Source organism: Micromonospora sp. NPDC005298, assembly GCF_040607375.1.
GTDB lineage: Bacteria > Actinomycetota > Actinomycetes > Mycobacteriales > Micromonosporaceae > Micromonospora.
Window position 1 is genome coordinate 39,630 of the sequence record NZ_JBEXGP010000008.1, and the last position, 26,306, is coordinate 65,935.

Below are 26,306 nucleotides of genomic sequence, written 5' to 3' on the forward strand. Positions count from 1 at the left end.
CGCCGGGTGCAGCTACCGGACACGGCTAGCAGGTGCGGAGGAACCGGTCGAGAACCCGCACGCCGAACTGTAGTCCGTCGACCGGAACGCGCTCGTCGATGCCGTGGAACAACGCGGAGAAGTTCAGATCGGCGGGCAGCCGCAGCGGGGCGAAACCGAAGCAGCGGATGCCGAGCTGCGAGAACGCCTTGGCGTCGGTGCCGCCGGAGAGCATGTACGGAACGGGACGCGCGCCGGGGTCCTCTGCGCGCAGTGCCGCCGACATGGCCTCGACCAGGTCGCCGTCGAACGTGGTCTCCAGGGCCGGCTGGCGCTGGACGTACTCGATGGCGATGTCCGGGCCGACCAGCTCGCGCAGCTGCCGTTCCAGCAGCTCGGACTGGCCGGGCAGGCTGCGGCAGTCGATGGTGGCGGTGGCCCGGCCGGGGATGACGTTGTCCTTGTAGCCGGCGCTGAGCCGGGTCGGGTTGGCCGTGTTGCGGATGGTCGCGCCGATGATGTTGGCGATCGGGCCGAGCTTGGCGATGGCCGTCTCCGGGTCGTTCGGGTCCAGCTCGACGCCGAGCAGGTCCGACACCTCCTCCAAAAACGCCCGCACGGTGTCGGTGACCACGACCGGGAAGCGGTGCCGGCCGATCCGGGCGACGGCCTCGGCGAGCGCGGTGACGGCGTTGTCGTCGTGCACCATCGAGCCGTGCCCGGGTCGGCCCTTGGCGTGCAACCGCAGCCAGTCGAGGCCCTTCTCGGCGGTCTCGATGAGGTACAGCCGCTGGTTGTCGTTCACCGAGTAGGAGAAGCCGCCGACCTCGCCGATCGCCTCGGTGCAGCCGTCGAAGAGGTCGCGGTGGTTCTCCACCAGGAACCGCGCGCCGTGGTCGCTGCCCGCCTCCTCGTCGGCGGTGTACGCGAGCACGATGTCGCGCGGGGGCTGGACGCCGGTGCGCTGCCAGTGCCGCACCACGGCGAGCACCATGGCGTCGAAGTCCTTCATGTCGATGGCGCCCCGACCCCACAGGTAGCCGTCGCGCACCTCGCCGGAGAAGGGGTGCACCGACCACTCGTCGGCGTCGGCGGGCACCACGTCCAGGTGGCCGTGCACCAGCAGCGCGCCCCGGCTCGGGTCGGCGCCGGGGATGCGGGCCACCACGTTCGCCCGTCCCGGGACGGATTCGTGCAGGACGGAGTCGACGCCCACCTCGGCGAGTTTCTCCGCCACGTACTCGGCTGCGCAGCGCTCGCCGACGCTGGTGTCGTTGTCCCCCGTGTTGGTGGTGTCGATACGCAGCAGGTCGCGGCAGAGGTCCACGACCTCCGCGGTGGGTTCGCTCGTCATCGCCTCTTCATACCAGCCCGAGCCGGCCGACGGGCCGGCGCACCTGCGGCGCGGGTGGACGCATCGACGGGCCCGGTTTCGCCGCGAGCGCGTCCGGGTATCGCCGCGGTCGACCGTACGTCCCTGCCGGAGCTTCCGCCCGCCAGTCGAGGAGGGCACCATGTCCGCCGTTCCCCTGCCGCCGCTGCCGCCCACGCCCGAGGAGGGTTTCCGGCCCGGTGGCCGCAGCATCGCCGACATCGTGGACCGGGAGCACGAGCAGCTGCTGACGTTGTTGGACCAGCTGACGGGCCCGGACGCCACGCCGCAGGAGGGTCTGGCGGTGCTCACCGCCGCGCTGTCGCGGCACCTGTCGGCGGAGGAGCAGTACCTGCTTCCGGCCGCGCGGGCGGCGCTGCCGGACGCGGACGGGCGGGTGGACGCCGAGATCGACGCCGACGCGGCGCTGCTGGGCGTCCTGAAGGGGCTGACGGACGAGACGTTGACCGAGGTCGCCGCCCGGGTGCGCCGGCACGTCGAGGGGGTGGGCGGGCTGGTCGCCGAGCTGCGCGCGGTGGCCACCCCGGAGGAGCTGATCCGGTTGGGCAACCGGCTGGAGATCGCCGAGGAGGCGGCACCGACCCGGCCGCATCCGGGCACCCCGGCGACACCGCCGTGGAACCGGATCGTCGAGCCGGCGGTGGGTGTGGTGGACAAGGTCCGCGACGCGGTGACCCGGCGGCCCACCTACCTGGCGGACCTACCGGAGCCGCCGCGCGGCTGATCGGCGACACCGCCTGTGCATTCAATCTCACCGATCCCTTCAGGCTCTTCCGCCGACTGCGGCGTAGTCCTACCGTCACGGTATGAACCTGGAGTTGCGTCACCTGCGGGTGGTCTGCGCGATCGCGGAGACGGGGAGCGTGACCAAGGCGGCGTCGGCGCTCGGCCTGGCTCAGCCGGCGCTCACCGCCCAGCTTCAGCGGATCGAACGGACACTCGGCGGTCCGCTGTTCGACCGGGACCGGCGCGGCGCGCGTCCCACCGCGCTCGGTGAGCTGGTGCTGGCCCGGGCCCGGGTGCTGCTGCCGGCCATGAAGGGGTTGCAGGACGAGGCGGCCCGGTTGGCCGGTTCCGGCGACGCGCCGCCGTGCTACCGGTTCGGCGGGGTGAACAGCCCGATCCTGGGCCGGCTGGTGCACCGGCTGGCCGCCGAGCATCCACCCGCCCAGATCACCACGTACGCCTCCTGGTCGGTGGACGAGTTGGCGCAGTTGGTCGCGGGCGGTCGGCTGGACTTCGCGCTGGCGGGTGTGTGCGGCGACGCCAGCCCGTCCGTCGGGTTCGGGTTGCGCTGGCGGGAGGTGTCCGTCGACCCGGTGCTGGTACTGCTGCCCGAGACCCACCCCCGGGCGGACCACGACGAGGTACGCCTGGCCGACCTGCGCCACGAGCAGTGGGTGGCGGCACCGGGTGACGGCTGTTTCAGCGACTGCTTCGCCGCCGCCTGCGCCCGCGCCGGTTTCGCTCCGCGCAAGGTGTACGAGACCGACATCCGCGGCTGCGTCGACCTGGTGGAGGCCGGCGTGGCGGTGGCGCTGTGCCAGGCCACGTTCCGGCCGGTGGCGGGGCTGGTCACCCGCCGGCTGGCCGGGGTCCCGCTGCGCTGGCGGCTGCTGCTGGGCTGGCACCCGGACTCCCCCGCGGCCCGCAGCGCCCCGCTGGTGCTGCAGATGGCCAAGGCGGCGTACACCGACTCGCTGGCGCCGCACCCCACCTACCTGGACTGGCTGCTGCGCAACCCGGGGTTCGGGGTGCGCCAGCCCAGCGGGGTGTGAGCCCACCCGGGCGGGTGATGGCCCGCCGGCGGCGGTGCGAACGCCCGTTGGCGGGGTAAGCGCCGACCATGACGGACCTCTACCCACCCGCCGACGACCGGGAACTGCTGCGCCAGGCGGCCGCCGCGCACACCGCCGCCACCCGCGAGGTGGAGGCGTTCCTGCGCCGCCTGCCGGAGGTGCCCGACCCGGCCGACGTCACCGAGTACGCCAATCTGCTCAGCCGCGAGGACCAGACCCGTGGCGACCGGGACGCCGCGGCCGACGCGGCGGGGCTGACCATCGGCAGCCTGGAGCCCGACCGGGGCCAGTAGGACGACGCGGGCGGCGCCGTACCCGGTCCGGGACGGCGCCGCCCGCGTCGTGGCGCGGTGTCAGCGTTCGACGAGCGGGTCGTGGCCCAGGTCGAGCAGCGAGTGCCGCCAGCTGTCGTCGGCGTTGCCGCGTGACGGTTTGGCGTCCATCAGCTCCCGGATCCGCTCGACCGCCTCGCGCATCACCTCGATGTCCTCCGGGGTGAGGTCGACCTTGCGCTTGTTGAGCACCTTGAGGATCTCCCGCCCCGGCTGGGGCAGGTCGAGGGTCGGGTTGGACCCGAACGACTCCTCACCGGACCCCCGGGTCAGCAGCCACGTGCGCAACTGCTCCGACGGGACGTTGACCTCGGCGTGGAAGTCCTCCCAGAGCACTTCCACCTCGGGGTCGAGCCGGGCTTCGCGTACCATCAGGTCTCCTCTCGCAAGGGGCGGTCGGTCGTCTCGGTGTCGTCCTGGTCGGCCTTCGGGTGCAGGCCCTCCGGCGGCACCCGCGTCCGGCGGGGGTTCGCCGTGGGCGAGGCCAGGATCGGGTCGGGATGATCGTCCTCGTCCCGGGTCTGCTCGGAGCCCGCGTGCTCGTGCGGCTCCTCGGTCTCGCCTCGTCGCGCCCCGCTCATCGCGGGTGTGTCGTCGTGGCGGCGGTGTACCCCCGCTCGCCCGCGACGACGTCGAAGGTGAGCGCCCCGTCGCGGGCGTCCACGGTGACCTTCTGACCGGGCGAGATCGACGACTCCAGCAGCATCCGGGACAGGTGGTTGTCCACCTCGCGCTGGATCACCCGGCGCAGCGGGCGGGCGCCGAACTCCGGCTGGTACCCGTGCTCGGCCAGCCAGTCGATGCCGGCGGTGGTGAACTCCACCTGGATGTCCTGGGCGTGCAGCCGGCGGCGGGTCTCCTCCAGCAGCAGCGCGGTGATGTCGCGCAGTTGCTCGGCCTCCAGCCGGCGGAAGATGATCACCTCGTCGATGCGGTTGAGGAACTCCGGCCGGAAGTTCTCCTGGAGGCGGCGCATGAGCCGTTCGCGCAGCTCGTCGTTCTCCTGCTCGCTGCCGGGCGCGCCGGTGCCGAACCCGACGGCCCGCTGGGTGCCGGTGATCAGCTCCGAGCCGAGGTTGCTCGTCATGATCAGTACGGTGTTCTTGAAGTTCACCGTGCGGCCCTGGCTGTCGGTCAGCCGCCCGTCGTCGAGCACCTGGAGCAGGATGTTGAACACGTCCGGGTGGGCCTTCTCGATCTCGTCGAGCAGCACCACCGCGTACGGGCGGCGGCGTACCGCCTCGGTGAGCTGACCGGCCTCCTCGTAGCCGACGTACCCGGGCGGGGCGCCGACCAGCCGGCTGACCGTGTGCCGTTCCTGGAACTCGCTCATGTCGACCCGCACCATCCGGTCCGCCTCGCCGAACAGCGCCTCGGCCAGCGCGCGGGCCAGCTCGGTCTTGCCGACACCGGTCGGGCCGAGGAACAGGAAACTGCCCATCGGACGCTCCGGGTCGGCCAGCCCGGCGCGGGAGCGGCGGACCGCCTCGGCGACCGCGGTGACCGCGTCGTCCTGGCCGACGACCTTCTCGTGCAGGTGGCCCTCCAGGCGCAGCAGCCTGTCGCGTTCCTCCTCGGTGAGCTGGCTGACCGGGATGCCGGTGGCCCGCGAGACCACCTCGGCGATCTCCTGCGGGCCCACCTCCGGCACCTGCGAGGTGGAGCCGTCGTCGCCGTTGGCGCGGCGCATCTCCTCCTCCAGCTCGGAGATCCGGTCGCGCAGCGCCGAGGCGCGCTCGTACTGCTCGTCGGTGACCGCCTGTTCCTTGTCCCGGCGTACCTCGTCGAGTTCCTGTTCCAGCTCGCGCACGTCGGACGCCGGGGTGCGGGTGCGCAGTCGCACCCGCGCGCCGGCCTGGTCGATCAGGTCGATGGCCTTGTCCGGCAGGAAGCGGTCGGTGACGTACCGGTCGGACAGCTCGGCGGCGGCGACGAGCGCCTCGTCGGTGAAGCGCACCTGGTGGTGTGCCTCGTACCGGTCGCGCAGCCCGCGCAGGATGGCGATCGTGTCGTCGACTCCGGGTTCGGGCACCAGCACCGGCTGGAAGCGCCGGGCCAGCGCGGCGTCCTTCTCGATGCTCTTGCGGTACTCGTCGAGGGTCGTGGCGCCGATGACGCGCAGCTCACCGCGGGCCAGGGCCGGCTTGAGCATGTTCGACGCGTCCATGCCGCCCTCGCTGCCGGCGCCACCCGCGCCGACCAGGGTGTGGATCTCGTCCATGAAGATGATCAGCTCGTCCCGGTGTGCCCGGATCTCGTCGATCACCTTCTTCAGCCGCTCCTCGAAGTCACCCCGGTAGCGGGTGCCGGCGACCAGGCCGGCCAGGTCGAGTTGGACGACCCGCTTGCCGAGCAGGGTCTGCGGCACGTCCCCGTCGCAGATGCGCTCGGCCAGGCCCTCGACGATCGCGGTCTTGCCGACGCCGGCCTCGCCGATCAGCACCGGATTGTTCTTGGTGCGCCGGGAGAGGATCTCGACGGCCTGCTCGATCTCGTCGGCCCGTCCGATGACGGGGTCGATCTGGTCGTTGCGGGCCAGGTCGGTGAGGTCCTGCCCATACTGGTCGAGGGTGGGGGTGCCGCGGTCCGGCTTCGGACCGTTCATCGGGCCACGCTCGGCGTTGGCGGCCTGCAACGACTCGGGTTGGATCCGGCCGGCGGCCAGCATCCGGCCGGCCGGCGACTCCGGGTTGAGCGGCAGCGCCATGAGGATGTGTTCGGGGCCGATGTAGTTGGCGCCCATCGCCCGGGACAGCTGGTGGGCGTCGAGCAGCGCCCGCTTGGCTGCCGGGGTCAACGACAGGTTGGGCGGCACCTCGCCCCGCGGCGCGCCGTCGCCCTTCCCACCGAGCGCGTTGAGCAGGGTGTCCGGGTCGGCCCCGGCCCGCCGGACCAGGTCCCGCAGGGGTTCGCGTTGCAGCGCCGCCCAGAGCAGGTGGTCGGTGTCCAGGTCGCTGCTGTGCCGTTGCGCCGCCCGGCGGGCCGCGTCGGCCAGCATCTCCCGGGCGTCGGCGGTCATCAGGCGGGTGATGTCGACCCGGTGCGGCGGTCGGCGTCCTCCCTCACCCCGGCCGAAGTATCGGGCCAGGAATTCGTCCCACGGGTCGGAGCCGAGGTCACCGGGTCCCATCATGTCTGTCCTCCGCAGTCGGGCGCGGCACGGTCGGCAGGGGCTACCCGGCGCGGGGCCCGACAAACGCCGCACGGGGCGCGCGGGCGGTTCGGGTGTGGCGGTCCGGCCCGGGCCGCCCGGGTGGTGGCAGGCTGGCGACATGGATGACACCCCGCTGCTGATCGTGGACGGCGCCAACGTGGTGGGCTCCCGCCCGAACGGGTGGTGGCGGGACCGCGCCGGGGCCGCCGCGCGGCTGCGCGACTCCCTGGCGCCGGTGGCGACCGTCGGGCTGCCGGCCCGACTGCCCGCGCCCGTCGAGGTGGTGCTGGTGGTCGAGGGGGCCGCGCGGGACGTGCCCGGCACGGACGACGTCCGGGTGGTCTCCGCCCCCGGCTCCGGCGACGACAGCGTGGTCGATCTGGTCGCGGGCGCGCCGCGGCGCCGCCGGCTGGTGGTCACCGCCGACCGGGAGCTGCGCGAGCGGGTCACGGCCCTGGGCGCCGAGGTGTACGGGCCGCGCTGGCTCCGCGATAGTTGAGAAATTCTCGCACTGGGACTCCCACAGAACGGACTCCCGGCGCTTCCGGGTGCCTTCCGGACAGGCGGGCAGGAACACCGACAGGGCGGATGTTCTTTCCGCGACGCCGATAGGCTCTAATGGAGATCTCCCCGCCCCCAGGAGGTTCCGCCGTGGCGAGCGTCGCCGAGCTGAAGGCTGCCATCGATGTCGCCCTGCAACAGATCGGGGACGGGCAGACAGCCGTGCAGGCGGCCGGCGAGAAACTGACCGAGGCGCAGCAGACCCTGGCCGGCGCGCTGGAGGGCAGTGGGCACGAGACCGTCGAGGCGGCCCAGGCTTCGCTGACCCAGGCCAGCCAGGAGCTGGAGGACTGTCTCGCCGCGACACTCGTCGCCGTGGAGCAGGCGCAGCTCTACGTCTCCACCCTGTAGGCCGCCGTGTCCATCATCGAGGATGTCGGTGGGCAGGTCCGCGCCGCCAGCGAGGAGTTCCCGCTGGCCCTGCTCGGGCAGGCACTGGAGAAGTTCGGCCTGGCCGCCGAGCGGCTGCGCTGGGTACGCCAGGAGTCGGCGAACCCGATGGGGGTGCCCGAGCTGTCCGCCGCCACCGAGCACGCCGAGAGCGCCGGGTACGCGCTGCGGGTGGCGCAGGAGCAGCTGTCGGCGTACCTGGCCGCGATCGGCCTGGCCGGGGACGGGGCCCCGCCGCCCCGCCCCGAGCAACGCGCCCCCCGGCACGACACGCCACCGCAGGACGGTCCGGCCAGCGTGGCCCCGGAACCGGCCCAGCAGGTCCGGATGCGCCGCTGGTGGTCGGTGCGGGTGGCGGAGCTGACCGGCGGGCGTTCGGGCGCAGACGACGAGCCCGACGAGCGGCTGGACGACTCACGGGAGCTGCTGCGCCGGGTCGTCGGGGGCGTACGGGCCGGCGACCGGGACCGGTTGCGTACCGAACTGCGCCGGGCACCGGCCGACGTGGGGCTGGGCATGGCCGCGCTGGCGCCGCCGCTGCTGCGGGAACTGGCCGGTGAGCTGCTCGGGCATCCGCCACGCGCCGCCGACCTCGGCCGGCTGCGCGGCGAACTGGACGGGCGCGTGCGGGACCTGCTGCCCGGGTTGCCGCCACCGGTGCTGGAGACGCTGCTGACCCGGGTGTGCCGGATGCCCCCGCCGCGTTCCTCCGGGGAGCCGCCGCACGCCGCCGACTCGGCGGTCACCGCCGGCGTGGCGACCGGGTTGCTGCTCGCCCGACTCGGCCGTGACCTACCGTCCGCCGACCAGCGCCCGGCCGGTCCGGAGCGGCCGGACACCGCACCCCCGCCGGCCCGCGCCGACCAGCGGCCCGGCGGCAACGGCCGGCGACCGACGAGCAACGGCTCCCAGCGCTCCGGAGGGCTTGCGCCGCGATCGGGCAGCCCGTGGCGGGACGCGCCCACCCGCCGGGGTTCCGATGGCTGACCGGCGCGGCCAACTGGCCACCCGGATCCGGCAGACCCTCGGTGAGGCGCTGGGCGCGACGCGTACCCGGCTGTCGGCCGCCCAGGCCGACCTGACCGCCGGGCGGGAGCGGCTGACCCGGGTCCGGCGGGCGGCCGCCGCCGTACCGCAGCGGGTGGGCGCCCAACGCGACCGCCGGCTCGCCGAGATCGACGCCCGGCACTCCACGCGCATCGCGCAACTCGCCAGGCACGCGGCCGACGCCGCCCTGCGGGAGGCGCCCGGCTGCGCCGGCGCCGACTGGCCGGGATGGACACCCACGCCCACCCGCCGGGCCGAGCCGCCGGGGTCGCTGCGGATCGGCACGGTCCACATCGACGACGTCGACCCGGTGCCGGCGCTGGTGCCGCTGCTCGACGCCGGGCACGTGCACCTCGCCGGTGACGACCGCGCCGGCTGCGACGCGGTGGTGTCCGCGCTGCTGCTGCGCGCCGCCGGCCGCGCCGACCCCGGGGCGGTCCGACTGATCGGGTACGACCCCGAGCACCTGGGCGGAGGCCTGGCCGGTTTCGCCCCGCTGGGCACCGCCGGGCTGCTCACCTTCGTCGGCCCGGGTGGCCTCGGCGGGCTGCTCGACGACCTGGTGGAGCAGATCCGCCGGATCAACGAGACGGTGCTGGCCGGGGAGCACGGCTCGCTGCGGGAGCTGGCCTCGGCGACCGGCCGCCGCCCCGAGCCGTGGCGGGTGGCGGTGCTGCTCGGCGGCGACGAGCTGAGCCGGCACGAGCGCGGCCAGCTGGAACGGGTGGTACGCGCCGGTGCCGCGTGCGGGGTGCACCTGGTGGTCCGGGGGATCCCGCTGCCGGACGACCCGACGGTGACCCGGGTGGTGGCCGGGACGTCCGGCGCCCTGATCGGCGGGCCGTCCGGGCTGCCGGTCCGGCTGGACCCACCGCCGCCGGCGACGCTTGTCACCGAGACCTGCCGGGAGATCGCCGCCCGGGTCAACGCCGGCCCGCCGCCGACCCCGTTCACCGACCTGCTGCCGCCGCCGGAGCAGATGTGGCGGGAGGACTCGGCCAGCGGTTTGACCGCCCCGATCGGCGAGGGGCCGCAGGGCCGCCCGGTACGCCTGACGCTCGGCGACTACCCGCCGCACGCGCTGATCGGCGGGCCGTCCGGCACCGGCAAGACCAACCTGATCTTCGCCTGGATCGGCGCGCTGGCGGCCCGCTACTCCCCCGCCGAGCTGGAGTTCTACCTGCTCGACTTCAAGGAGGGGGTGTCCTTCGCCCGGTTCGCGCAGGGCCGGCGCGACCCGAGCTGGCTGCCGCACATGCGCCTGGTCGGGATCAACGTCAACACCGACCGGGAGTTCGGGCTGGCGCTGCTGCGGTTCCTCACCGAGGAGCTGCGCCGCCGCGCCGACGCGGCCAAGAAGCACGAGGTGACCAAGCTGGCCGAGCTGCGCGCGGTCGACCCCACCGGGCACTGGCCCCGGATCGTCGCCGTGGTCGACGAGTTCCAGATGCTGCTGGCCGGCCGGGACGTGCTCGCCCGGGAGGCTGCCGACCTGCTGGAGGACCTGGCCCGCCGAGGGCGGTCGCAGGGCATCCACCTGGTACTCGCATCGCAGGACGTGCGGGGTATCGAGGCGCTGTGGGGCCGCCCGGCGCTTGTCGCCCAGTTCGCCCTGCGCATCGCGCTGCCCAAGGCGCTGCGGATCCTCGCCGAACGCAACGACGCCGCGCAGTCGCTGCCCCGCTGGCACGCGGTGGTCAACGCCGAGTCGGGCATGGTGGAGGGCAACGAGGTCGCCCGGATCCCGTCGGCAAGCGACTGGGAGACGTGGAGCCAGCTCCAGCACCGGCTGTGGGGGATGCGCCCGGCCGACGCCGCGCCGGCGCGTCTCTTCGACGGCGACGCGGTACCCCGGCTGGCCGAGGCCCCGGACTACCGCGCGCTCGCCGCGCCCGCCGACGGCAACGCACCGCGCAACCCGGTGGCCCTGCTCGGCGAGATCATCGACGTGCAGGCCCGCTCGGCGGCCCTGCGGCTCCCCCGCGCCCCCGGACGCAACCTCGCGGTGCTGGGCACCCGCGTCGACGAGGCGTGCGCCGTGCTGGACGCGGCGGCCCGATCGCTGGCCCGCCAACACCCGCCCGGCACCGCGCGCTTCTCCATCGCCTGCCTCGACCCCGACGCCGACCCGGTCGCCCGCGCCCTCTACGAGGACCTGGCCGACGACGCCGCCTGGTACGACGAGGAGACCCTCGGTGAGCTGATGGGCGAGACGGCCGACGGTCTCGGCGGCGCGCACAGCCCGCACTACCTGCTGCTGTTCGCGGTCGACGCGGCCACCGGCACCCTCGCCGCGCCGGCCGGTGGACGTACCGGCCTGGAGCAGCTGCGCCGGATCCTGCACGACGGGCCGGAGCGGCGGACCCACGTGCTGGCCTGGTGGCGGGGCGTGGCCCGGATGCGCGCCGACCTGGGCGGCCCGGCCTCCCGTACCGACCAGATCGGCGCGTGGGTGGCCCTCGACGCGCACGGCGGCGAGCTGGGCGCCTCGCTCTACCCGGGCACCGGCGGCCCGGACTGGTATCCCCGCCCGTGGCGGGGGCTCTTCTTCGACCGGGCGGTGCACCGCACCGGACAGGTGATCATCCCGTATGGACCGTCACGATGAACCAACCGGTGACCAGTGAGACGTACGCGGCGCAGCTACGGCGACTGGCCGAGCTGACCGCCCGGGTCCGCGAGCAGCGCACCGAGGCGCACACCTGGTACGAGCGGCAGTGCGCGGCAGCCGACCGGGCCGTCGCCGACGCCACCGACGAGGTACGCGCCGCCGAGCAGGAGCTGGTCGCGGCACGGGAGCAGCAGGAACACGTCGACGCCGAGGTGGCCCACCTGTGGCAGCAGGTACGCGCCCGACTCGGCGACCGTCGCCTCGGCGGCCCGCCCACGCCCACCAACGGCATCGGGGCGATCGACCCGGTGCTGCTGCTCACCCGTGCCCGGGACCTGCTCGACCGGGCGGGACAGCCCGGCGAGCTGCCCGGTTCGGTGAACCCGCTGCTCGCGCTCTGCGGAGTGGCGGGCGCGGTGCTGGCGTACGCCCTGGGCACCGGCGCGCGGGCGCTCGGCGTCGGGTACGGCGGCGACCTGGCGGTCGGGATGCCGGTGCTGGCGCTTCTGGTGACCCTGATCGGGCCACTGATCGGCCTGGTGCCGGCGCGGGTGCTCGCCGACCGCCGGCACGCCGTGCTCGGGCCGCGCCCGATCACCGTGGTGCTCGGGGCGGGCGCGGTGGCCACCGCGCTGCTGCTGATCCTCGGAAGCTGACCCGGTGTCGGGTGTCGAATAGCCGACGGCCGGCGCGACCAATCAACTCCCGATCTCCGCTACGGTACGCGAAATGGTCAGCTTCTATCTGAGCTACAGCACCGACGGGAGCATCGCCGGGCGTCTGATCGACGACGCGCTTACCGACCGGTTCGGCGTCGACAACGTCATCCACGACTTCCCCGGCGGCTTCGGAGGCCAGCTGCTCGACGCGGCGGCGCTGATCGTCGTGGTCGGACCGGGGCCGCGCGCCGCAGAGCGTCTGCGCGACCCGCTGCTCCAGCGGCAGCTTAATGTCGCCCTGGGAAGGCGGATTCCGGTCGTTCCCGTCCTGGTGGGCGATGCCATCCTGGCACGCGAGAGCGACCTTCCGGAATCTCTGCGGCCGCTCGCCGACTACCAGTTCTGGCACATCGGTCCGCGCACGATCGGGGCGGACATCGGGGACCTCGTCGACAGGCTCGCCTCCTCGTACGGGACGAACGTCGAGGGCGTCCGGCCGGCGGTCCCGCTGATCCTCGGCGAAGAGCCGGCGCGGCTGCCCCACTCGGCATCCCGGCCCGGCACGGTGTTCGTCTATGCGGACAGCGGAGGGCGACTGGCTGTCGCCGACAGCGGCCAGTCGATGGCCGACGGCGTGTTCACCACACGCTACGAGGTCGACATCAGCGAACGAACGGTGCTCATCGAGGGCCTGCTGCCCAGCAGGGACGACCGGTACCACTTCAGGGCGTCGTTCATCGTCCGCTTGCGGGTCACCGACCCGGCGCAGGTCGTCCGTGCCGCGCTCGCGGGCGACAGGGTTCCGCTCCTGGACGTCGTGCTGGCCCGGAGCCGGCCGGTCACCAGGCAGTTCGGCATCGACGAGACAGCGTACGCCGAGGCGGCCGTCGACCGACTGTTCGCCAGCGAGACCGCCGTGCCCGGTGGCGTCACCCTGCTCTCCGTACGTCCGCGGCTTGGTCTGGAGGACGAGGACAGCCGATTCCTGCGGGAAAAGCGGGAGTGGAGGCTTGCGCTGCTCGAATTCGTTACGCCCGAGCTGCTGTCGCGCTCCGTGCCTGTGGAGGCGTGGCAACAACCGGCCCGCGCGGCGCCACCGTCCGACTCGGATCAACCGGTCTCATCTGCACCCCCGGACATGTCGACTCCGGATGCCGCCCGGCAACCAGGGCGACTGCTGGTGGCTCGGGCGCCCGCCCGGGTCCCGGTGGGCCGGGAGTTGAGCGTCGAGGTCTGGATCGTCACCGAGGGCCGGCCAACTCCTCGATACGGTGCGAGCGCACCGATGCCGCGTCTCCTCGTCGCCGACGGCGGCACTCCGGTCACCGTAACCGTCCACGCGCCTCCCGGCCTGCACGCCGACGGACCGCTTCAGCAGACCGTCCTCGTCGAGCGGCACGAGGACCCGGCGCCGATCCGGTTCGGGTTCGGGGCTGGTACCGCCGGACGGCATCGCATCGACGTGACCGCCTGGGCCGGCGGCACGTTCCTCGCCGAGGTGTCCGTCGAGGTGTCAGTGGCGGACGATGGGCCGTTCCGCGACGGGCCGGAGAGGACCGCGTCGATGGCCGACCCGGAGGCACGGCTGGGTGAGGTGACGATGGAGGTGCGGTTCGATGGCAGCCGCTACACCTTCCAGGTGCGCTCCCACGCGAAGATGTTCACTCCGGTCGTCGAGTCGGTCACGAACAGCCCGAACGCCGCCGTCGAGAACGCGATCCGGGAGCTTCAGCAGGTGGCCGGTGGCGGTTCGCGCGACAGCCCGGCGATGACCCGCGCGATCATCCGCTCCGCCGGCATCCAACTGTGGTCGGAGCTGGTGCCAGCCGACGTCCGGGACCAGTTCTGGGAGGTCGGCTCGGACATGCGCGCGTTCACGATCGCCACCGACTACGACGTGGTGCCGTGGGAGCTGCTGTATCCCCTGAGCGCCGAGCGTGACGACGGCTTTCTCGTGGAGCGGGTCCCGGTCGTGCGTCGCACGTACGGGCAGCGCCGGACGTCGACGATCGGCCTGCGCAACCCTCACTTCGTGGTGCCGACGAGGGCACCCACCGGGGCGCGTGAGGAGGTCGCCGCGATCCGGGCGATCCTCGGGGCGGGCGACGGCGAACCGATCACCAGAGCGGACGAACTCCTCGCTCTGATCAACTCCGGGGCGCTGGGCGCCACCCACTTCGCCTGCCACAACACGTTCTCGTCGGACGGCTCGTTCATCGACATGGACGGCGGACGCTTCAAGCCGGCCCTGCTCGCCGAGGCCAGCATCCGCAAGGTGCTGGCGGACGCCGGCCCGCTGGTGTTCATCAACGCCTGCCGCAGCGCGGGCGTGGCACCGACGTACACCAGGATGCTCGGTTGGGCGCAGCAGTTCATGTCGTCCGGCGCGGGCGCGTTCGTCGGCACACTGTGGGCGGTGCGCTCGGAGAGCTCGGTCCGCTTCGCGACCGCGTTCTACAGGTCCCTCGCCGCGGGCGCCACGCTCGGCGCTGCGGCCCTCGCCGCGCGGACCGACCAGCAGGACGACCTGCTCGACCCGACCTGGCTGGCCTACACCATCTACGGCGACCCGTTCGCCACCGCCGCCGTCTGAGCGGTCGGCACTCAATCGCGCAGAAGGGCAGGGGCGGGGCATGTACGTGAGCGACGGCAGCGTGCCGGTCGACGAGTTGGTGTGTGCCGTGAAGAACGCGGTGCAGCAGGCCGGCATCTCGACGACCGACGCCGGACGGGACCTGCGGGTCAGCGAGGTCCAGCTGATCCTGAGCGCGGTCGTCACCACGAAACACGGGGGCGGCCTGGATCTCCGGGTGCCGGTTATCGGCTGGAAGGTCACGGTGGGCGGCAGTCAGTCCCACCAGAGGACCCACACCATCGACATCACGCTCGTCGCCGAGGATCTCCAGGAACGGCACGAGCTGCGGCACAGCGCGGTCGAGGCGACCCTCGTGGACGCCATCACCACGATCCGCGCGGTGGTGGCCGCCGGCGCCGGGGGCGACGATCCGCTGGTGCTCAAGGCCGGCGCGGTTGAACTCGTCTTCGGTGTCACCGACCAGGGCACGATCTCGTTCGGGGCGGAGGGCGAACTGACCGACGAGGTCACGAACACCCTCCGGATCGAGCTGATCGCGGCCCCGGTCGGCTAGCTATGCCGGGACCAGGACGGCCTCGCGCAGCAGGCGGCGGGCCAGGGTGACCCGGTCGGCGTCGTCGGGCAGGCCGGGCAGGTCCCCGACGCGGGTGACCGCGCCGCTGAGCACGGCCCGGACCGCTTCCTCGCAGGAGTCGGGCAGGGTGATGGTGCGGTCGAACAGCCGCAACGCCACCGTGTCCGGCCCGTGCGGCACGAGCTGCCAACGCAGGCCCGGGCGCAGGGTGAGCCGGGAGTCGGCGTCCAGCGCGGCCAGCGCGCCGGCCTGGGCGAGCGGCCGGATCGGCGCCGGGCGGGCGGCCGGCCAGGCACGCTGACGCAGTCGGGCGGCGACGGCGGCCGGGTCGGCGCGCAGCAGCCAGTCCCGCAGGGCTTCCACCGTCTCGGTCAGCTCCGGTTCGATGGCGTCGGGGTCGGCGACGTCGGTGCCGAACGGCAGGCTCGCACGTAGCCGCTGGTCCTCGGCGGCGAGGGCGAGCAGCTCCTCGACCAGGGCGTACCTGGTGAGGGCGCGCACGCCCACGGTCAGGTGCAGCGAGCTGGCGTCCTGCGCCTGGGCGCTGTGCAGCCAGCCACGGGGCAGGTAGAGCGCGTCGCCGGGGGCGAGCACCACGTCCAGCGCGGCGGGGCCCTGCGCGGTGGCCGACACCTCGTCGGCGCGGCCACCCCACGGCTGCTTCTCCAGCGGATCGGGCAGCACCGGGGGGTGGATCCGCCAGTGCTTGCGGCCGTCGACCTGGAGCACGAACACGTCGTGGGTGTCGTAGTGGGTGGCGAAGCCCTGGCTGCCGGCGGGCGTCAGGTAGGCGTTGATCTGCAGGGGCTGGTTGAGGGCGAGGCCCAGGTCGCGGGCGAAGTCGACGAGCGGGGGCCAGATCCGGTGCAGCCCCTGGAGAACGAGGGTGGCGCCGGCCGCGTACTGCTCCAGGACCCGTTCGTCGAGCACCTGGTCGCCGATCTCCGCGCCAGCGCCGCCGCCGCCGGTCCAGCGGGCCGCCGGCACGAGCTGGCCGTCCTTGGCGACGCGCAGGAACGGGGTACGCAGACCGCGTCGGCTCAGCAGTTCGTCGGCGTCGTCGGGGCTGAACAGGTCGGTGAAGCCGGCCGGGTCGGGCAGCTCGGCGGCGCGGGACAGCAGCGGGGTGTGTCCCCAGTGCGCGGCGGCGAACTTGGCCGGCTCGACCGACACACAGCGGGCCAGCGCCGCGGCGGCGGACGGAACCGCCGGGCGGCCGTGGCCGCCCGGCGGGTCGAGGTGCGTCATGACGGACCGTTACCGGGCGCTGCCGTCGGCGCCGCCGTCCTGCTGGCCGGGGGTCGCGCCACCGTCGGCCGGACCCTCCGCGCCACCGTCAGCGCCACCGTCCTGGTGACCCGGGGTCGCGCCACCATCGGCCGGACCCTCCGCGCCACCGTCAGCGCCACCGTCCTGGTGACCCGGGGTCGCACCGCCGTCGGCCGGGCCCTCCAGGCCGCCGCCGCCCGTGGTCTGCATGTCATCGTCGTTGAGTGCCATCGGTACTCCCTCGGGTGTGCCGCCCCGCCGTACGTCGGGGTCCGTCGTGCTGCGGGTGGTACCCCACGCGCGATCTTCTCTAACCCTCACCGTAGACGCCGAACCGGGGCGACACGGGCGGTTCACCCACGGCGGGGACGATGCCAGGATGGTGGGGTGATTCTGGTGGGTACGTCCGGCTGGCAGTACCGGGACTGGCGGGGCCGCTTCTACCCGCAGACGCTGCCGCAGCGGCTGTGGTTGGAACACTTCGCGGACCGGTTCGCCACCGTCGAGGTCAACAACGCGTTCTACCGGCTGCCGGAGCGGGACACCTTCGCCGCCTGGCGGGCACGGACCCCGGCGGACTTCTGCGTGGCCGTGAAGATGAGCCGCTACCTGACGCACATCAAGCGGCTGCGGGAGCCGGCCGAACCGGTGGCCCGGTTCCTCGGCCGGGCCACCGCGCTCGGTGACCGGCTCGGGCCGGTGCTGCTGCAACTGCCACCCAACCTGCGGGCGGACGTCGACGCGCTCGACGCGACGCTGCGGCTGTTCCCGGCCGACGTACGCGTCGCGGTGGAACCTCGGCACCCATCCTGGTGGACCGCCGCCACCCGGGCGGTGCTGGAGCGCCGCGGGGCGGCGCTGGTCTGGGCGGACCGGCTCGGTCGGCCGGTCGCCCCGCGCTGGCGTACCACCGACTTCGGGTACCTGCGCCTGCACGAGGGGCGGGCCCGGCCGTGGCCGCACTACGGGCGTACCGCCCTCGGCTCCTGGGTGGGCCGACTCACCGACGCCTTCGGCGCGGACGAGCCGGCGTACGTCTTCTTCAACAACGACCCCGGCGGAGCCGCCGTCACCGACGCCGTCACCTTCGCCGCGCTGGCCCGGCGGGCCGGGCGCGCGGTGTCCCGGGTGCCGTCGGCCGCCGAGGCGGACACCTCGGACGGATGACCCGCCCGAGGTGTCCCGCGCGCCCACGGCTCACGGGAGGAACATGGCGAGATCCTTGGGCATGGTGTCCTTCACGTCCTGCCACTCACCCTGGGTGACGTGCCGGCGCAGGGTGTCCAGCACCACCTGCGTCACGCGCTCCGCACCGCCGTCGACGTCGTACGGGAAGCCCTGGCGAACCTCGTAGAGGAAGTCGTCGCGGTTGAGCTTGATCGGCACGTCCGACGGGTTCCACCCGTCGAAGTAGATTCCCCGGACCAGCACCGGCAACTGCTGGGCGAACTCCACGCTCTCGTTCACCGGCAACCGGTCACGCAGCAGGTGCAGCACCGTGCGCAGGGCCGCGTACGACTGGTTGCGCCGATCCTTCGGCCAGCCGTAGGCGGCCTCGATGTCCTTGAGGATCAGATTCGTCTTGTCCAGCGAGGACTCGAACGCCGAGATCATGGTGTCAGCCATCGGTCGACCTCCGTTCCGTGGTCTCCCACCGCCGGTCGTCGTCGCGGCGTGGCGGCCCCACCGGGCCACGGCGGGCCCGCACCGGGCTGCGCTGCGGCGCGCGCCGGGAGTCGTCGGCCGTGCCGACCACGTGCAGGACGGCACCGCGCCGTCGATCCGTCACCACTCGAACCGTCATCCCCGTCACCTCCGTGTCGTCTCCGGCGTGCGCCACCCGGGGTGTCCGCACGCACCGTGTCCACCCTGCCGGCGGGACGGGTGAGTCGGCCTCACCTCGATGAGGTGAGTCGGCGACCGGAGGTCAGTCGGCGTCGAGGAGCCCGGCGAGGGTCTTCGCGTTCGTCTGCGCGTAGTCCCGGTAGCAGTTGTTCATGAGCACGTGGGTCCGCTCGGCGTCGCCGGCCAGCTCGCGCAGCTTCGGCGCCCAGTCGGCCAGCTCCCGTTTGGAGTAGTGGTAGCCGAACTTCTCGTGGATGTCCCTGCTCGTCCACTTGTCGCTGTGGCCGTGGAAGCGCACCACCGCGAGGTCCGCCGTGGCGGCCAGCACCGGCGGCACCGACGAGCGGTGGCCCTGCGGCATGTCCACACAGACGTACGGGAGGCGGTGCTCGCGCAGGAACGCCAGGGTCTCGTCGGCGTTGTCGCCGTCGAACCAGGAGGCGTGCCGGAACTCGTAGACCGGCCGCAGTGGCGCGCAGCGCTTCGCCACCTCCAGCAGGTACTGCTTGTTGGCCCGCTTGATGGTGAACCAGGGCGGGAACTGGAACAGCACCGCGCCCAGCTTGCCCGCCTCGACGAGCGGGTCCAGCGCGGACAGGAAGCGCGTCCACACCTCCTCGTACGACTGCGCCGGCAGGTCGTCGGGGTAGACGTTCTTCTTCTCGGTGTCGGGCCGCAGGTCCTTGTAGAGGGCGCTGACGCGGGTGGGATGCCCGGTCAGCAGGCTGAACGCCTTGATGTTGAAGGTGAAGCCGTCCGGGGTGCGGTCGGCCCACAGCCGGGCGGTCGCCTCGGCGGGCGGCGAGTAGTAGGTGGCGTCCACCTCGACCAGCGGGAACTGCCGGGCGTAGTAGGCCAGCCTCTCCTCCGGGTCGTCCGCGGTCTGCGGATACCAGCCCGAGTCCAGCAGTGTGCGGTCGGTCCAGGACGCGGTGCCCACGAGGATGTCACCCATGGGTGGAGTCCATCGTGTCGCGGACCGACCGGCAACCGCTGGCCTCGCTCAGGCGGCCCGCCGCTCGCGGGTCTGCTTGCACGTCACGCAGGTGGTGGCGGCCGGGAAGATCTCCAGACGCTCCACCGGGATCGCCGCCGAGCAGCCCTCGCACCAGCCGTAGGTGCCCTCGGCGAGCCGGCCCAGGGCGTGCTCGTACTGGGCGCGCCGGTCCAGGATGGTGCGCAGGAGGGACTGCGCGGTGTCCCGTTCGGCGGTCTTGGTGCCGCTGTCGGCCTGGTCGTCGCCGGCCGTGTCGCCGACCTCCACCAGCCGCAGCACCTGGCTCTGCAGGACGGCCTGCTCGTACTCGGCGGTCAGCTCGTCGTAGCGGGCCTGCAGGGAGAGCCGGATCTGGTCGATCTCCGTCTGGGATCGGCCCGTACCGACCGTGTCGTGGACGAGCATCGCTGCCTGCCTTTCCTGGGCCAGTGGCTCAAGGTGCACCGGGTGCCGGCGGCGCGGAGCCCCGGTCACGGTCGCATCCGGTACGCGGGCGGTCACCCGCGCTCTGTGAGCCGGGCGAGTACCCGCCGGACGAGTCGATCAAACCGGGCATTTTTCGGCGACCGTCAGGCGCTGGTGTCGGGCTCCACGAGGGCAGGGTGGCGGGGGTCGTCGGCGCGTACGACCACGTCGGCGAAGCTGGCCGGGTCGACCTCCGCGGCGTACCTGTCGAAGGCGGGCAGGCTCCAGTGCCCGGCGACCTCGGTGCGGCGGCGCAGCGCGGCGGGCGACAGCGCCAGGTGGACGGTGACGTCGAAGGGGAGACCGGCGCCGAGCAGCAGCGCACCGCTGACGAGGACCACACCGCCGGGCGGTACGTCGACGTAGCGGGCGCGGCTGGCCCGGTCGGCGTCGGTGTCCCACAGGGTGGGCAGCAGTTTGCCGGTGCCGCCGGGGCCGGCCGGGTCGAGGACCTCGCGGCGCAGTCCGGCCTCGTCCACCCAGCTCTCGTAGTAGGCGTCCGGGTTGGTCCGGCCGAGTTCGAAGCGCAGCGAGGCGGGCCGCAGGAAGTCGGTGGTGCGCACGTGCAGCACCGGGCGGCCGCGGGCGCGCAACGGGTCGACGAGCGCGGCGGCCAGGTCGTCCGGGCCGGCGGCGGGGGCGCCGTCCACCGCGACCCGCAGCCGGGCCGGCTCGGCGGTGGCGGCGGCGTCGACGAGGCGGGCGGTCAGCTCGGCGACGAGCAACTCGGGCGAGATGGGACGGATGCGCACCGGACCATCCTGCCCCGCGTCGGGTGCGGCGGTGGCGGCGGTCAGCCGGTGCGGTCGATGGTGACCCGGGCGTCGTCGGCCAGCCGGTAGCCCACGCCGTAGACGGTGGTGACCAGGGGGACGTCCACGCCCACCTTGCCGCGCAGCCGGCGTACGTGCACGTCGACGGTACGGACACCGGCGTGCTCGTACCCCCAGACGGCGTTGAGCAGTTGCAGCCGGGTGAACACCCGCCGGGGGTGGGCGACCAGGTGCAGCAGCAGGTCGAACTCGAGGCGGGTCAGCGGCAGCGGCTCGTCGTCGCGCAGCACCGAACGGGACGAGGCGAGGATGTGCAGGGCGGGAATGGTCGGGCTGAGCGCCCGCGCCGGCGTCCGGTTGGCCGGCACGCTGTCGGGGCGGCGCTCGACCGGCACCGTACCGGTGATGACGGCCTCGCCCCGCTCCAGCATCTCGCGGGCCGCCTCGAGCAGTCGACGTGCCGGCGGGGTCAGCGACTCCTCGCAGGCCAGGGGGATGGACAGCGTCACGGTGAGCATCGGCGCGGCCGTGTTCGCCGGGCGGCGCTGACCGCCGGGGGGTCGACCGGGCACCGCGGGTTGGGACGTATGCCATCCGGCGCGCGACGAGGCGGGGCTGACCGACATGGTCCTCCTTGGGCTTGTCCGGGTATCTCCCCACGGCCCGGGACGCCGCTTCATCGATGCTTCCCGGCGTCCGGGCGAGGGTCAAGAGGCGGCTGCGTTGCATGAATGTGACAATTGACGAACACATCGGAGCCGGGTGCTCGCTCTGCGTACGAAGCCAGATGATTACAGCAGAGCCTCCGAGATGCCCCGTTACGGGGGTCCCCGCCCGGTTCACCGGGGCCGGTCACGTCACGTCCGGGCCGCCACCCGGCCGGTGGTCAGCGGGCGTGGTCCACGCTGATCCGCGCCTCGTCGGCCAACCGGTAACCGACCCCGTAGACGGTGGTGACCACCTCGGCGCCGTCCAACTTGGCGCGCAGCCGCCGGACGTGCACGTCCACCGTCCGGGCCACCGCGTGCTCGTAGCCCCACACGCTCGACAGCAGTTGCAGGCGGGTGAAGACCCGTCGGGGACGCTCGGCCAGGAACAGCAGCAGCTCGTACTCGATGCGGGTCAGCGCGATGACCTGGTCACCCCGCAGGACCATCCGCGAGCCGGCCAGGATGCGCACGTGGTCCGCGTCGGCGGCCGGCTCGGGGGGGCTCGGGGCCGTACGCGGCCGGGGCACGTCCTCGACGGCGCGGAGCTGGCCCTCCCCGGACTCGGCGAGCTCCCCGATGAGCTGCACCAGGCGGGCCAGCCGGGGGGTCAGCGGTCCGGCCGCGAGGTCGAGGGTGATGGTCAGGGTCGGGCCGGTGCGCGGGCGGGCCGCGCGGGCCGCCGGGTGGTGGGGGCGGGTGGGAATGGCGACGACGGACATGATGCCTCCTGAGATGGCGGTACGACCGCCACGACCGGTGCGGCGTGGCGGTCAGCGGCGCGCCGAGCCGGCGGTGACCGGGGACGCGAGGGGGAACGGGCGGTGCAGCGGGGTCGGGCCGAGAGCCGGCAGGCCGGCGATCCGCCAGGCGGCGAACCCGCCGACCACGTCGGTGGCGCGGTGCAGGCCGATGTCCTGCAACGCGGCGGCGGCCAGAGACGAGGTGTAGCCCTCCTGGCAGAGGATCACCACCGGCACGTCGTAGTCGACCGCTTCGGGCAGCCGGGCCGGGCAGCGCGGGTCGAAGCGCCACTCCAGCACGTTGCGCTCGATGGTCAGCGAGCCCGGCACCACGCCGTGGGCGGCCCGCTGGGCGGCCGGCCGGATGTCGACCAGCAGCGCTCCGGACCGGTACGCCAGGTGCGCGCGTTCCGGGTCGAGCCGGTCGAGCCGGGCGCGGGCGGCGGCCAGGATCTGGTCGATGCCCCGGGAGCCCGGCGGTGGTACGGGGGCCGGACAGTGCTCGGCGGTCGTCTGCATCATCGGTTCCTTCCGGTGTGGGGGGTCGGTTCGGGACTGGGCGGCGGTCACCAGGAGCGTCCGGCCTCGGCGACCTCGGCGACCCGCAGGCGCCCGTCGACGAGGTGGTAACGGGTCATCCGGCGCAGCGCCGGCCGGTAGACGTGCACGCTGACCGCAGGCGTCGTGCCCCGGTTGGTCACCTGGTGGACGTGGCGGGCGCCGAAGCGACGGCCGACGCCCGCGGGCAGCAGCCGTGGGCGCAGCCGTCCGGCGGCGACGGTCTCCTCGGTGAGGGCGCCGGCGACGACCCGGAACGCCCCTGCCGAGCCACCGTGGTCGTGCAGGTCGGTGCCCTGCCCGGGCAGCCAGCTCAGCGCCCACACCTCGTGGTCGTCGTCGGCGGCGAGCCGCGCGTACCAGCGTTCGGCGGCGTCGTACCGCAGCGGCACCGGCCATTCGGTCGGGTCGGCCCACCGGGCGGCGACGGCGAGCAGGTCACGTTCCGGACTGTGGTGGATCATGGCGGTCCTCGTGAGGTCGTTCGGTGGGGTGCTCCCGTACTCTAGCCGGTAAACCCTATAGGTTTAGTAGGTAATACCGACTGGTGGGACGCTCCACCCGTCGACCTCAGCGCAGCACCGGAGGGTCCACCCGGTAGCCGGGCACCGACGGCCACCGCACGGTCAGCACCACCGACGCGCGCTCCGCGTACCACGAGTGGTCCACCCCGCGGCCCCACACCACGTAGTCGCCCGGCTCGGCCAACCGCACGGTCCGGTCCGGCAACTCCACCCGGAAACACCCCTGGACGAGTACGAGCAGAGTGGTACGCCGCTCCCCCGTCGCCCACCGCGACCGGGCCTGCCCGGGCGGGTGCACGCCCCACTTCACCTCGACGTCGGTGCTGTGCCGCACCTCCCCGGGCGGCGCGAAGTGGCCGAGCAGCCAGCCGGCGTTGGTGGCGCCGTCGACACCCGCGTTGCCCACGTACACCGTCTCACCCATCGGAACCCTCTCCCCCACGCACCGGCCGAGCAACGTATCAGGGCCGCAGGGCCTAACCTGGAGCGGTGACCGAGGACCTCGACGCCGCCACGCTGGCGTTCGCGCACCGGATGTTCGACCTGGCCCGCTCGGGCTCCACCGAGGATCTGTCCGCGCAGATCGACGCCGGCCTGCCGGTCAACCTCACCAACGACAAGGGCGACACGCTGCTGATCCTGGCCGCGTACCACTCCCACCCGGACACGGTGGCCGCCCTGCTCAGCCGCGGCGCCGACCACACCCGGGTGAACGACCGGGGCCAGACGGCGCTGGCCGCCGCCGTCTTCCGCAGCAGCACCGACGCCGTCCGCGCGCTGCTCGCGGCCGGAGCCGACCCGGCGCACGGCACCCCCTCCGCGGTGGAGACCGCCGAGTTCTTCGACCTGCCGGAGATGACCGAACTGCTGCGCGCCGGCTGACGTCGACCCCGGCCGACAGGTATACAGGGTCGGTGGAAGATCCCCTGCCCGAGCAGATGCGCGCCGCCGGCACGGCACTGCTGGCCGCGCTCGACCCGGCGGCCCGTGACCAGGCCACGCACCCGTTCGACGACGAGTCCGCCCGACGCTGGCTGGAGTACCGGCCCCGGCCCAGACCCGGCGTCAGCCTCGCCGAGCTGGACGTCGTCGGGCGCAAGGCCGCACACCGGCTGCTCGCCACGGCGCTCAGCCCGTCCGCGTACGCGCAGGCGATGGCGATCATCGCGCTGGAGGAGGTCCTCGACCGCGCCGAGGGCTGGCGTCGCGGGCGGCACAGCGGCGACTACTGGGTCGCCGTCTTCGGCGATCCGGCACGCGACGACCGCTGGTCGTGGCGGCTGGAGGGGCACCACCTGTCGGTGACCATGACCGTCGTGGACGACCAGGTCTCCCCCGCGCCGATCTTCCTCGGTGCCAACCCGGCGGCGGTCCGGTACGCCGGCCGCCCGGTCTCCCGGCCGCTCGGCGTGGAAGAAGACCTCGCCCGCGCCCTGCTCGACGCGCTCGACCCGGCCGGACGATCCGCCGCGATCGTCGCCGACGAGGCCCCGGCGGACATCATCAGCGCCACCCGCGCCCACGTCGACACCCCACTGGAGCCGCTCGGCGTGCCGGCCGACCGGCTGGGACCGACCGCCCGCGCGCTGCTGGACCAGGTGGTCGCGCTCTACCTGGACCGGCTACCGCCGGAGCTGGCCATCCGCGAGGCGCGGCGTCTCGACGGCGGCGAGCTGCACTTCGCCTGGGCCGGGCCGACCCGCCCCGGGCAGCGCCACTACTACCGGGTCCAGGGCGACGACCTGTTGATCGAGTACGACAACACCGCCGAGGACGGCAACCACGCGCACACCGTCCTGCGCCGCCCCGCCAGCGACTTCGGCGCCGACGTCCTGGCGGACCACCACCGGTCCCATCCCCACTGAACGCCCGCCGGAGTCAGGGGCGGACGGCGTCGATGAGGAAGCGGGTGGACCGGGCCTCGAACGGACCGCGAGTGACGATCCGGTGGTGCAGGGCGTGCAGTTGGGGGCGGTAACGGTCCACTGTGAAGTCGGGCACCGTCCAGATCACCTTGCGCAGGAACCAGACCACCGCGCCGATGTCGGAGAAGACCGCCCGCAGCGAGGCGCGGCGCAGGTCGACCACGCGCAGCCCGGCGGCCTCGGCGTCGGCCACCGCCTGCTCGGGGTGTCGCTGCGACGGCGGCGGCAACGGGCCGAGGATCGCCTCGCTCAGCTCCCGCATCGTGCCCGCGCCGATCTGCTGCGACAGGAACCGCCCACCGGGGCGCAGCACCCGCACGGTCTGCGCCCAGTCCGTGCGCACCGGGTGCCGGCTCACCACGAGGTCGAAGGAGGCGTCCCGGAACGGCAGAGGCGCGTCCGGGTCGACGGCCACGACCGTGGCGCCGACGCGCCGCAGGGTGCGCCGGGCGACCTCGACGTTTGGTGGCCAGCCCTCGGTGGCCGCCAGCAGCCTCGGCGGGCGGGGAACCTCGGCCAGCACCTCGCCGCCGCCGGTGTCCACGTCCAACGCCGCGTGCGCCTGCGCCATCGCGTCGGCGACCAGCCGGGCGTACCCCCACGGTGGACGTTCCTCGGTGGCCCGACCGGCCAACCAGTCGAAGCCCCAGCCGTCGACCGGCGCGGCGGCCGCCTCCGCGATCAACTCGTCGGCTTCCCGCTCGGTGTTCATGGCGGTCAGCCTCGCCGGCCGTCCCCGCCGGCGGCAACCCAATTGCCGTCGTACGTGGTCGGTCAGGGACGCGGGCGGGCGACCTCGACGGTGGAGCCGGCGAGCGCGTCGAGGCTGCCGACCTCGGCGCGGCCGGTGTCGAACTGGCGCATGAGCTGGGCGCCCAGGCGCACGCCGGCACCACCGGCGGCCAGCGCGACGAGCTCGGTGAGCAGGATCGCGACGGTCGCGCCGCGCTGCGGCGACTGCGCCCGCACCAGGCAGGTGACCAGGAACAGGCCGGCCATCGCCGCGTTCACCAGATTGAAGGCGACGGCGGTGCGGCGGGTGCGGTCGACCGGCACGTCCCACAGGTCGACCATGCCGGCGATCGCGGTCATCGCGGCGGCGAAGAGGGCGGCGACGCCCGTCCAGTAGCCGACCTCGCCGAGGAACGCCGGCCCGCCGATGACATCGCTCAGGTCGAAGACGGTGGCGCTGACGAACAGCCCGAGCGGAAACGTCACGAGCATCGGTTGGATGGGGTGCCCCTGCACCCGCAGCCGGCTCTGCATCGGTCCTCCCCAGGGTCGGCGCAGCTCACCAGTACCAGGGTGCTACCCGTGTCCCGTCTTCACGAAACGACACCGCCCGAATCGCCGCCGCGTGCCAGAGCGGGCGCGGGTCGGCGCTGTCGGAACGGTTCAGCTCCGA

At 73.6% G+C, this 26,306-nt stretch carries 30 protein-coding genes and 1 pseudogene; 13 read left to right on the plus strand and 18 right to left on the minus strand.

The window, feature by feature from the left end; genetic code table 11:
* Positions 1 to 25: 25 nt before the first annotated feature.
* Positions 26 to 1,333: a M20/M25/M40 family metallo-hydrolase gene (locus tag ABZS77_RS15340; RefSeq protein ID WP_354822854.1), complete on the minus strand. Its 1,308-nt coding sequence runs from the start codon at positions 1,331 to 1,333 to the stop codon at positions 26 to 28.
* Positions 1,334 to 1,493: 160 nt separating this feature from the next.
* Here ABZS77_RS15340 and ABZS77_RS15345 point away from each other — a divergent pair, with 160 nt between their 5' ends.
* From ABZS77_RS15345 to ABZS77_RS15355, 3 genes are all read left to right on the plus strand, one after another.
* A complete protein-coding gene (locus tag ABZS77_RS15345) occupies positions 1,494 to 2,096 on the plus strand; it encodes a hemerythrin domain-containing protein (protein WP_354822856.1) in 603 nt (200 codons plus the stop codon).
* An 82-nt stretch (positions 2,097 to 2,178) separates the two neighbouring features.
* On the plus strand, positions 2,179 to 3,150 hold the full coding sequence (locus tag ABZS77_RS15350; RefSeq protein WP_354822858.1) for a LysR family transcriptional regulator: 972 nt from the start codon (positions 2,179 to 2,181) through the stop codon (positions 3,148 to 3,150).
* Between the two features lie 68 nt (positions 3,151 to 3,218).
* On the plus strand, positions 3,219 to 3,464 hold the full coding sequence (locus tag ABZS77_RS15355; protein ID WP_354822860.1) for a hypothetical protein: 246 nt from the start codon (positions 3,219 to 3,221) through the stop codon (positions 3,462 to 3,464).
* 60 nt (positions 3,465 to 3,524) lie between these two features.
* On the opposite strand, the gene ABZS77_RS15360 is transcribed toward ABZS77_RS15355, so the two are convergent.
* Genes ABZS77_RS15360 through ABZS77_RS15370 form a run of 3 tightly spaced genes read right to left on the minus strand, consistent with a single transcriptional unit; the run spans position 3,525 to position 6,636 of the window.
* Positions 3,525 to 3,875 (minus strand): DUF3140 domain-containing protein, encoded by a 351-nt coding sequence (locus tag ABZS77_RS15360; protein WP_354822862.1) that lies wholly within the window; start codon positions 3,873 to 3,875, stop codon positions 3,525 to 3,527.
* Complete coding sequence (locus ABZS77_RS15365; RefSeq protein ID WP_354822864.1) at positions 3,875 to 4,084, minus strand: hypothetical protein; 210 nt, start codon at positions 4,082 to 4,084, stop codon at positions 3,875 to 3,877. The genes ABZS77_RS15360 and ABZS77_RS15365 overlap by 1 nt, the downstream gene beginning before the upstream one ends.
* Positions 4,081 to 6,636: an ATP-dependent Clp protease ATP-binding subunit gene (locus tag ABZS77_RS15370; protein WP_354822866.1), complete on the minus strand. Its 2,556-nt coding sequence runs from the start codon at positions 6,634 to 6,636 to the stop codon at positions 4,081 to 4,083. The genes ABZS77_RS15365 and ABZS77_RS15370 overlap by 4 nt, the downstream gene beginning before the upstream one ends.
* 139 nt (positions 6,637 to 6,775) lie before the next feature.
* Here ABZS77_RS15370 and ABZS77_RS15375 point away from each other — a divergent pair, with 139 nt between their 5' ends.
* The 7 genes from ABZS77_RS15375 (at position 6,776) to ABZS77_RS15405 (ending at position 15,074) form a co-directional block, all read left to right on the plus strand.
* Positions 6,776 to 7,156, plus strand: a complete 381-nt coding sequence (locus ABZS77_RS15375; RefSeq protein ID WP_354822868.1) for a hypothetical protein — start codon at positions 6,776 to 6,778, stop codon at positions 7,154 to 7,156.
* Positions 7,157 to 7,308: 152 nt separating this feature from the next.
* On the plus strand, positions 7,309 to 7,569 hold the full coding sequence (locus ABZS77_RS15380; RefSeq protein ID WP_354822870.1) for a hypothetical protein: 261 nt from the start codon (positions 7,309 to 7,311) through the stop codon (positions 7,567 to 7,569).
* A gap of 6 nt (positions 7,570 to 7,575) precedes the next feature.
* Entirely contained in the window at positions 7,576 to 8,595 is a 1,020-nt protein-coding gene (locus ABZS77_RS15385; RefSeq protein ID WP_354822872.1) for a hypothetical protein, read from the plus strand.
* Positions 8,588 to 11,263 (plus strand): FtsK/SpoIIIE domain-containing protein, encoded by a 2,676-nt coding sequence (locus ABZS77_RS15390; protein ID WP_354822874.1) that lies wholly within the window; start codon positions 8,588 to 8,590, stop codon positions 11,261 to 11,263. Before ABZS77_RS15385 ends, ABZS77_RS15390 begins: the two co-directional genes overlap by 8 nt.
* Positions 11,260 to 11,922 carry a hypothetical protein gene (locus ABZS77_RS15395; protein WP_354822876.1) on the plus strand — a complete coding sequence of 221 codons (663 nt, stop codon included), beginning with the start codon at positions 11,260 to 11,262 and terminating at the stop codon, positions 11,920 to 11,922. The genes ABZS77_RS15390 and ABZS77_RS15395 overlap by 4 nt, the downstream gene beginning before the upstream one ends.
* Positions 11,923 to 11,995: 73 nt before the next feature.
* A complete protein-coding gene (locus ABZS77_RS15400; protein WP_354822878.1) occupies positions 11,996 to 14,518 on the plus strand; it encodes a CHAT domain-containing protein in 2,523 nt (840 codons plus the stop codon).
* A 40-nt stretch (positions 14,519 to 14,558) separates the two neighbouring features.
* Positions 14,559 to 15,074: a trypco2 family protein gene (locus tag ABZS77_RS15405; protein ID WP_354822880.1), complete on the plus strand. Its 516-nt coding sequence runs from the start codon at positions 14,559 to 14,561 to the stop codon at positions 15,072 to 15,074.
* Here ABZS77_RS15405 and ABZS77_RS15410 read toward each other — a convergent pair whose 3' ends face one another.
* Both ABZS77_RS15410 and ABZS77_RS15415 read right to left on the minus strand, forming a co-directional pair.
* Positions 15,075 to 16,343: a cupin domain-containing protein gene (locus ABZS77_RS15410; protein WP_354822882.1), complete on the minus strand. Its 1,269-nt coding sequence runs from the start codon at positions 16,341 to 16,343 to the stop codon at positions 15,075 to 15,077.
* A 15-nt stretch (positions 16,344 to 16,358) separates the two neighbouring features.
* Positions 16,359 to 16,595: pseudogene (locus ABZS77_RS15415) on the minus strand (hypothetical protein); the annotation flags it as partial.
* Between the two features lie 156 nt (positions 16,596 to 16,751).
* Between ABZS77_RS15415 and ABZS77_RS15420 the strand changes: the two are divergent.
* Positions 16,752 to 17,531 carry a DUF72 domain-containing protein gene (locus tag ABZS77_RS15420; protein ID WP_354822884.1) on the plus strand — a complete coding sequence of 260 codons (780 nt, stop codon included), beginning with the start codon at positions 16,752 to 16,754 and terminating at the stop codon, positions 17,529 to 17,531.
* Positions 17,532 to 17,561: 30 nt separating this feature from the next.
* Here ABZS77_RS15420 and ABZS77_RS15425 read toward each other — a convergent pair whose 3' ends face one another.
* The 10 genes from ABZS77_RS15425 to ABZS77_RS15470 form a co-directional block, all read right to left on the minus strand.
* The gene (locus tag ABZS77_RS15425) at positions 17,562 to 17,990 is read right to left on the minus strand and encodes a DUF2267 domain-containing protein (RefSeq protein ID WP_354822886.1); all 429 of its coding nucleotides are present in this window, start codon (positions 17,988 to 17,990) and stop codon (positions 17,562 to 17,564) included.
* Positions 17,983 to 18,168 (minus strand): hypothetical protein, encoded by a 186-nt coding sequence (locus ABZS77_RS15430; RefSeq protein WP_354822888.1) that lies wholly within the window; start codon positions 18,166 to 18,168, stop codon positions 17,983 to 17,985. The genes ABZS77_RS15425 and ABZS77_RS15430 overlap by 8 nt, the downstream gene beginning before the upstream one ends.
* Positions 18,169 to 18,291: 123 nt before the next feature.
* Positions 18,292 to 19,164 carry a DUF72 domain-containing protein gene (locus ABZS77_RS15435; RefSeq protein WP_354822890.1) on the minus strand — a complete coding sequence of 291 codons (873 nt, stop codon included), beginning with the start codon at positions 19,162 to 19,164 and terminating at the stop codon, positions 18,292 to 18,294.
* Positions 19,165 to 19,212: 48 nt separating this feature from the next.
* A complete protein-coding gene (locus ABZS77_RS15440; protein WP_354822892.1) occupies positions 19,213 to 19,611 on the minus strand; it encodes a TraR/DksA C4-type zinc finger protein in 399 nt (132 codons plus the stop codon).
* A 164-nt stretch (positions 19,612 to 19,775) separates the two neighbouring features.
* Positions 19,776 to 20,423, minus strand: a complete 648-nt coding sequence (locus tag ABZS77_RS15445; protein ID WP_354822894.1) for a uridine kinase — start codon at positions 20,421 to 20,423, stop codon at positions 19,776 to 19,778.
* Positions 20,424 to 20,464: 41 nt separating this feature from the next.
* Complete coding sequence (locus ABZS77_RS15450) at positions 20,465 to 21,070, minus strand: winged helix-turn-helix domain-containing protein (RefSeq protein ID WP_354822896.1); 606 nt, start codon at positions 21,068 to 21,070, stop codon at positions 20,465 to 20,467.
* A 260-nt stretch (positions 21,071 to 21,330) separates the two neighbouring features.
* Complete coding sequence (locus ABZS77_RS15455; RefSeq protein ID WP_354822898.1) at positions 21,331 to 21,873, minus strand: winged helix-turn-helix domain-containing protein; 543 nt, start codon at positions 21,871 to 21,873, stop codon at positions 21,331 to 21,333.
* Positions 21,874 to 21,924: 51 nt separating this feature from the next.
* Positions 21,925 to 22,413 (minus strand): rhodanese-like domain-containing protein, encoded by a 489-nt coding sequence (locus tag ABZS77_RS15460; protein WP_354822900.1) that lies wholly within the window; start codon positions 22,411 to 22,413, stop codon positions 21,925 to 21,927.
* A 47-nt stretch (positions 22,414 to 22,460) separates the two neighbouring features.
* Positions 22,461 to 22,916 (minus strand): cysteine dioxygenase family protein, encoded by a 456-nt coding sequence (locus tag ABZS77_RS15465; RefSeq protein ID WP_354822902.1) that lies wholly within the window; start codon positions 22,914 to 22,916, stop codon positions 22,461 to 22,463.
* Positions 22,917 to 23,022: 106 nt separating this feature from the next.
* Entirely contained in the window at positions 23,023 to 23,400 is a 378-nt protein-coding gene (locus ABZS77_RS15470; RefSeq protein ID WP_354822904.1) for a signal peptidase I, read from the minus strand.
* Positions 23,401 to 23,465: 65 nt separating this feature from the next.
* Here ABZS77_RS15470 and ABZS77_RS15475 point away from each other — a divergent pair, with 65 nt between their 5' ends.
* Together ABZS77_RS15475 and ABZS77_RS15480 are read left to right on the plus strand one after the other, a co-directional pair.
* Entirely contained in the window at positions 23,466 to 23,858 is a 393-nt protein-coding gene (locus ABZS77_RS15475; RefSeq protein WP_354822906.1) for an ankyrin repeat domain-containing protein, read from the plus strand.
* Between the two features lie 32 nt (positions 23,859 to 23,890).
* Complete coding sequence (locus ABZS77_RS15480) at positions 23,891 to 24,841, plus strand: DUF3500 domain-containing protein (protein ID WP_354822908.1); 951 nt, start codon at positions 23,891 to 23,893, stop codon at positions 24,839 to 24,841.
* Positions 24,842 to 24,854: 13 nt separating this feature from the next.
* On the opposite strand, the gene ABZS77_RS15485 is transcribed toward ABZS77_RS15480, so the two are convergent.
* Together ABZS77_RS15485 and ABZS77_RS15490 are read right to left on the minus strand one after the other, a co-directional pair.
* The gene (locus tag ABZS77_RS15485; RefSeq protein ID WP_354822910.1) at positions 24,855 to 25,613 is read right to left on the minus strand and encodes a class I SAM-dependent methyltransferase; all 759 of its coding nucleotides are present in this window, start codon (positions 25,611 to 25,613) and stop codon (positions 24,855 to 24,857) included.
* 62 nt (positions 25,614 to 25,675) lie between these two features.
* Positions 25,676 to 26,167, minus strand: coding sequence for a DUF2231 domain-containing protein (locus ABZS77_RS15490; protein WP_354822912.1), 492 nt, complete (start codon positions 26,165 to 26,167; stop codon positions 25,676 to 25,678).
* Positions 26,168 to 26,306: the final 139 nt, after the last annotated feature.

What these genes read in the sequence shown, in the direction of transcription:
- ABZS77_RS15425 (WP_354822886.1), bottom strand. Translation starts at nt 17,990, where the DNA reads ATGGCTGACACCATGATCTCGGCGTTCGAGTCCTCGCTGGACAAGACG.
- ABZS77_RS15360 (WP_354822862.1), bottom strand. Translation starts at nt 3,875, where the DNA reads ATGGTACGCGAAGCCCGGCTCGACCCCGAGGTGGAAGTGCTCTGGGAG.
- ABZS77_RS15340 (WP_354822854.1), bottom strand. Translation starts at nt 1,333, where the DNA reads ATGACGAGCGAACCCACCGCGGAGGTCGTGGACCTCTGCCGCGACCTG.
- ABZS77_RS15370 (WP_354822866.1), bottom strand. Translation starts at nt 6,636, where the DNA reads ATGATGGGACCCGGTGACCTCGGCTCCGACCCGTGGGACGAATTCCTG.
- ABZS77_RS15450 (WP_354822896.1), bottom strand. Translation starts at nt 21,070, where the DNA reads ATGTCGGTCAGCCCCGCCTCGTCGCGCGCCGGATGGCATACGTCCCAA.
- ABZS77_RS15345 (WP_354822856.1), top strand. Translation starts at nt 1,494, where the DNA reads ATGTCCGCCGTTCCCCTGCCGCCGCTGCCGCCCACGCCCGAGGAGGGT.
- ABZS77_RS15355 (WP_354822860.1), top strand. Translation starts at nt 3,219, where the DNA reads ATGACGGACCTCTACCCACCCGCCGACGACCGGGAACTGCTGCGCCAG.
- ABZS77_RS15400 (WP_354822878.1), top strand. Translation starts at nt 11,996, where the DNA reads ATGGTCAGCTTCTATCTGAGCTACAGCACCGACGGGAGCATCGCCGGG.
- ABZS77_RS15490 (WP_354822912.1), bottom strand. Translation starts at nt 26,167, where the DNA reads ATGCAGAGCCGGCTGCGGGTGCAGGGGCACCCCATCCAACCGATGCTC.
- ABZS77_RS15455 (WP_354822898.1), bottom strand. Translation starts at nt 21,873, where the DNA reads ATGTCCGTCGTCGCCATTCCCACCCGCCCCCACCACCCGGCGGCCCGC.
- ABZS77_RS15465 (WP_354822902.1), bottom strand. Translation starts at nt 22,916, where the DNA reads ATGATCCACCACAGTCCGGAACGTGACCTGCTCGCCGTCGCCGCCCGG.
- ABZS77_RS15440 (WP_354822892.1), bottom strand. Translation starts at nt 19,611, where the DNA reads ATGCTCGTCCACGACACGGTCGGTACGGGCCGATCCCAGACGGAGATC.
- ABZS77_RS15470 (WP_354822904.1), bottom strand. Translation starts at nt 23,400, where the DNA reads ATGGGTGAGACGGTGTACGTGGGCAACGCGGGTGTCGACGGCGCCACC.
- ABZS77_RS15350 (WP_354822858.1), top strand. Translation starts at nt 2,179, where the DNA reads ATGAACCTGGAGTTGCGTCACCTGCGGGTGGTCTGCGCGATCGCGGAG.
- ABZS77_RS15365 (WP_354822864.1), bottom strand. Translation starts at nt 4,084, where the DNA reads ATGAGCGGGGCGCGACGAGGCGAGACCGAGGAGCCGCACGAGCACGCG.
- ABZS77_RS15410 (WP_354822882.1), bottom strand. Translation starts at nt 16,343, where the DNA reads ATGACGCACCTCGACCCGCCGGGCGGCCACGGCCGCCCGGCGGTTCCG.
- ABZS77_RS15375 (WP_354822868.1), top strand. Translation starts at nt 6,776, where the DNA reads ATGGATGACACCCCGCTGCTGATCGTGGACGGCGCCAACGTGGTGGGC.
- ABZS77_RS15485 (WP_354822910.1), bottom strand. Translation starts at nt 25,613, where the DNA reads ATGAACACCGAGCGGGAAGCCGACGAGTTGATCGCGGAGGCGGCCGCC.
- ABZS77_RS15395 (WP_354822876.1), top strand. Translation starts at nt 11,260, where the DNA reads ATGAACCAACCGGTGACCAGTGAGACGTACGCGGCGCAGCTACGGCGA.
- ABZS77_RS15435 (WP_354822890.1), bottom strand. Translation starts at nt 19,164, where the DNA reads ATGGGTGACATCCTCGTGGGCACCGCGTCCTGGACCGACCGCACACTG.
- ABZS77_RS15430 (WP_354822888.1), bottom strand. Translation starts at nt 18,168, where the DNA reads ATGACGGTTCGAGTGGTGACGGATCGACGGCGCGGTGCCGTCCTGCAC.
- ABZS77_RS15390 (WP_354822874.1), top strand. Translation starts at nt 8,588, where the DNA reads ATGGCTGACCGGCGCGGCCAACTGGCCACCCGGATCCGGCAGACCCTC.
- ABZS77_RS15405 (WP_354822880.1), top strand. Translation starts at nt 14,559, where the DNA reads ATGTACGTGAGCGACGGCAGCGTGCCGGTCGACGAGTTGGTGTGTGCC.
- ABZS77_RS15460 (WP_354822900.1), bottom strand. Translation starts at nt 22,413, where the DNA reads ATGCAGACGACCGCCGAGCACTGTCCGGCCCCCGTACCACCGCCGGGC.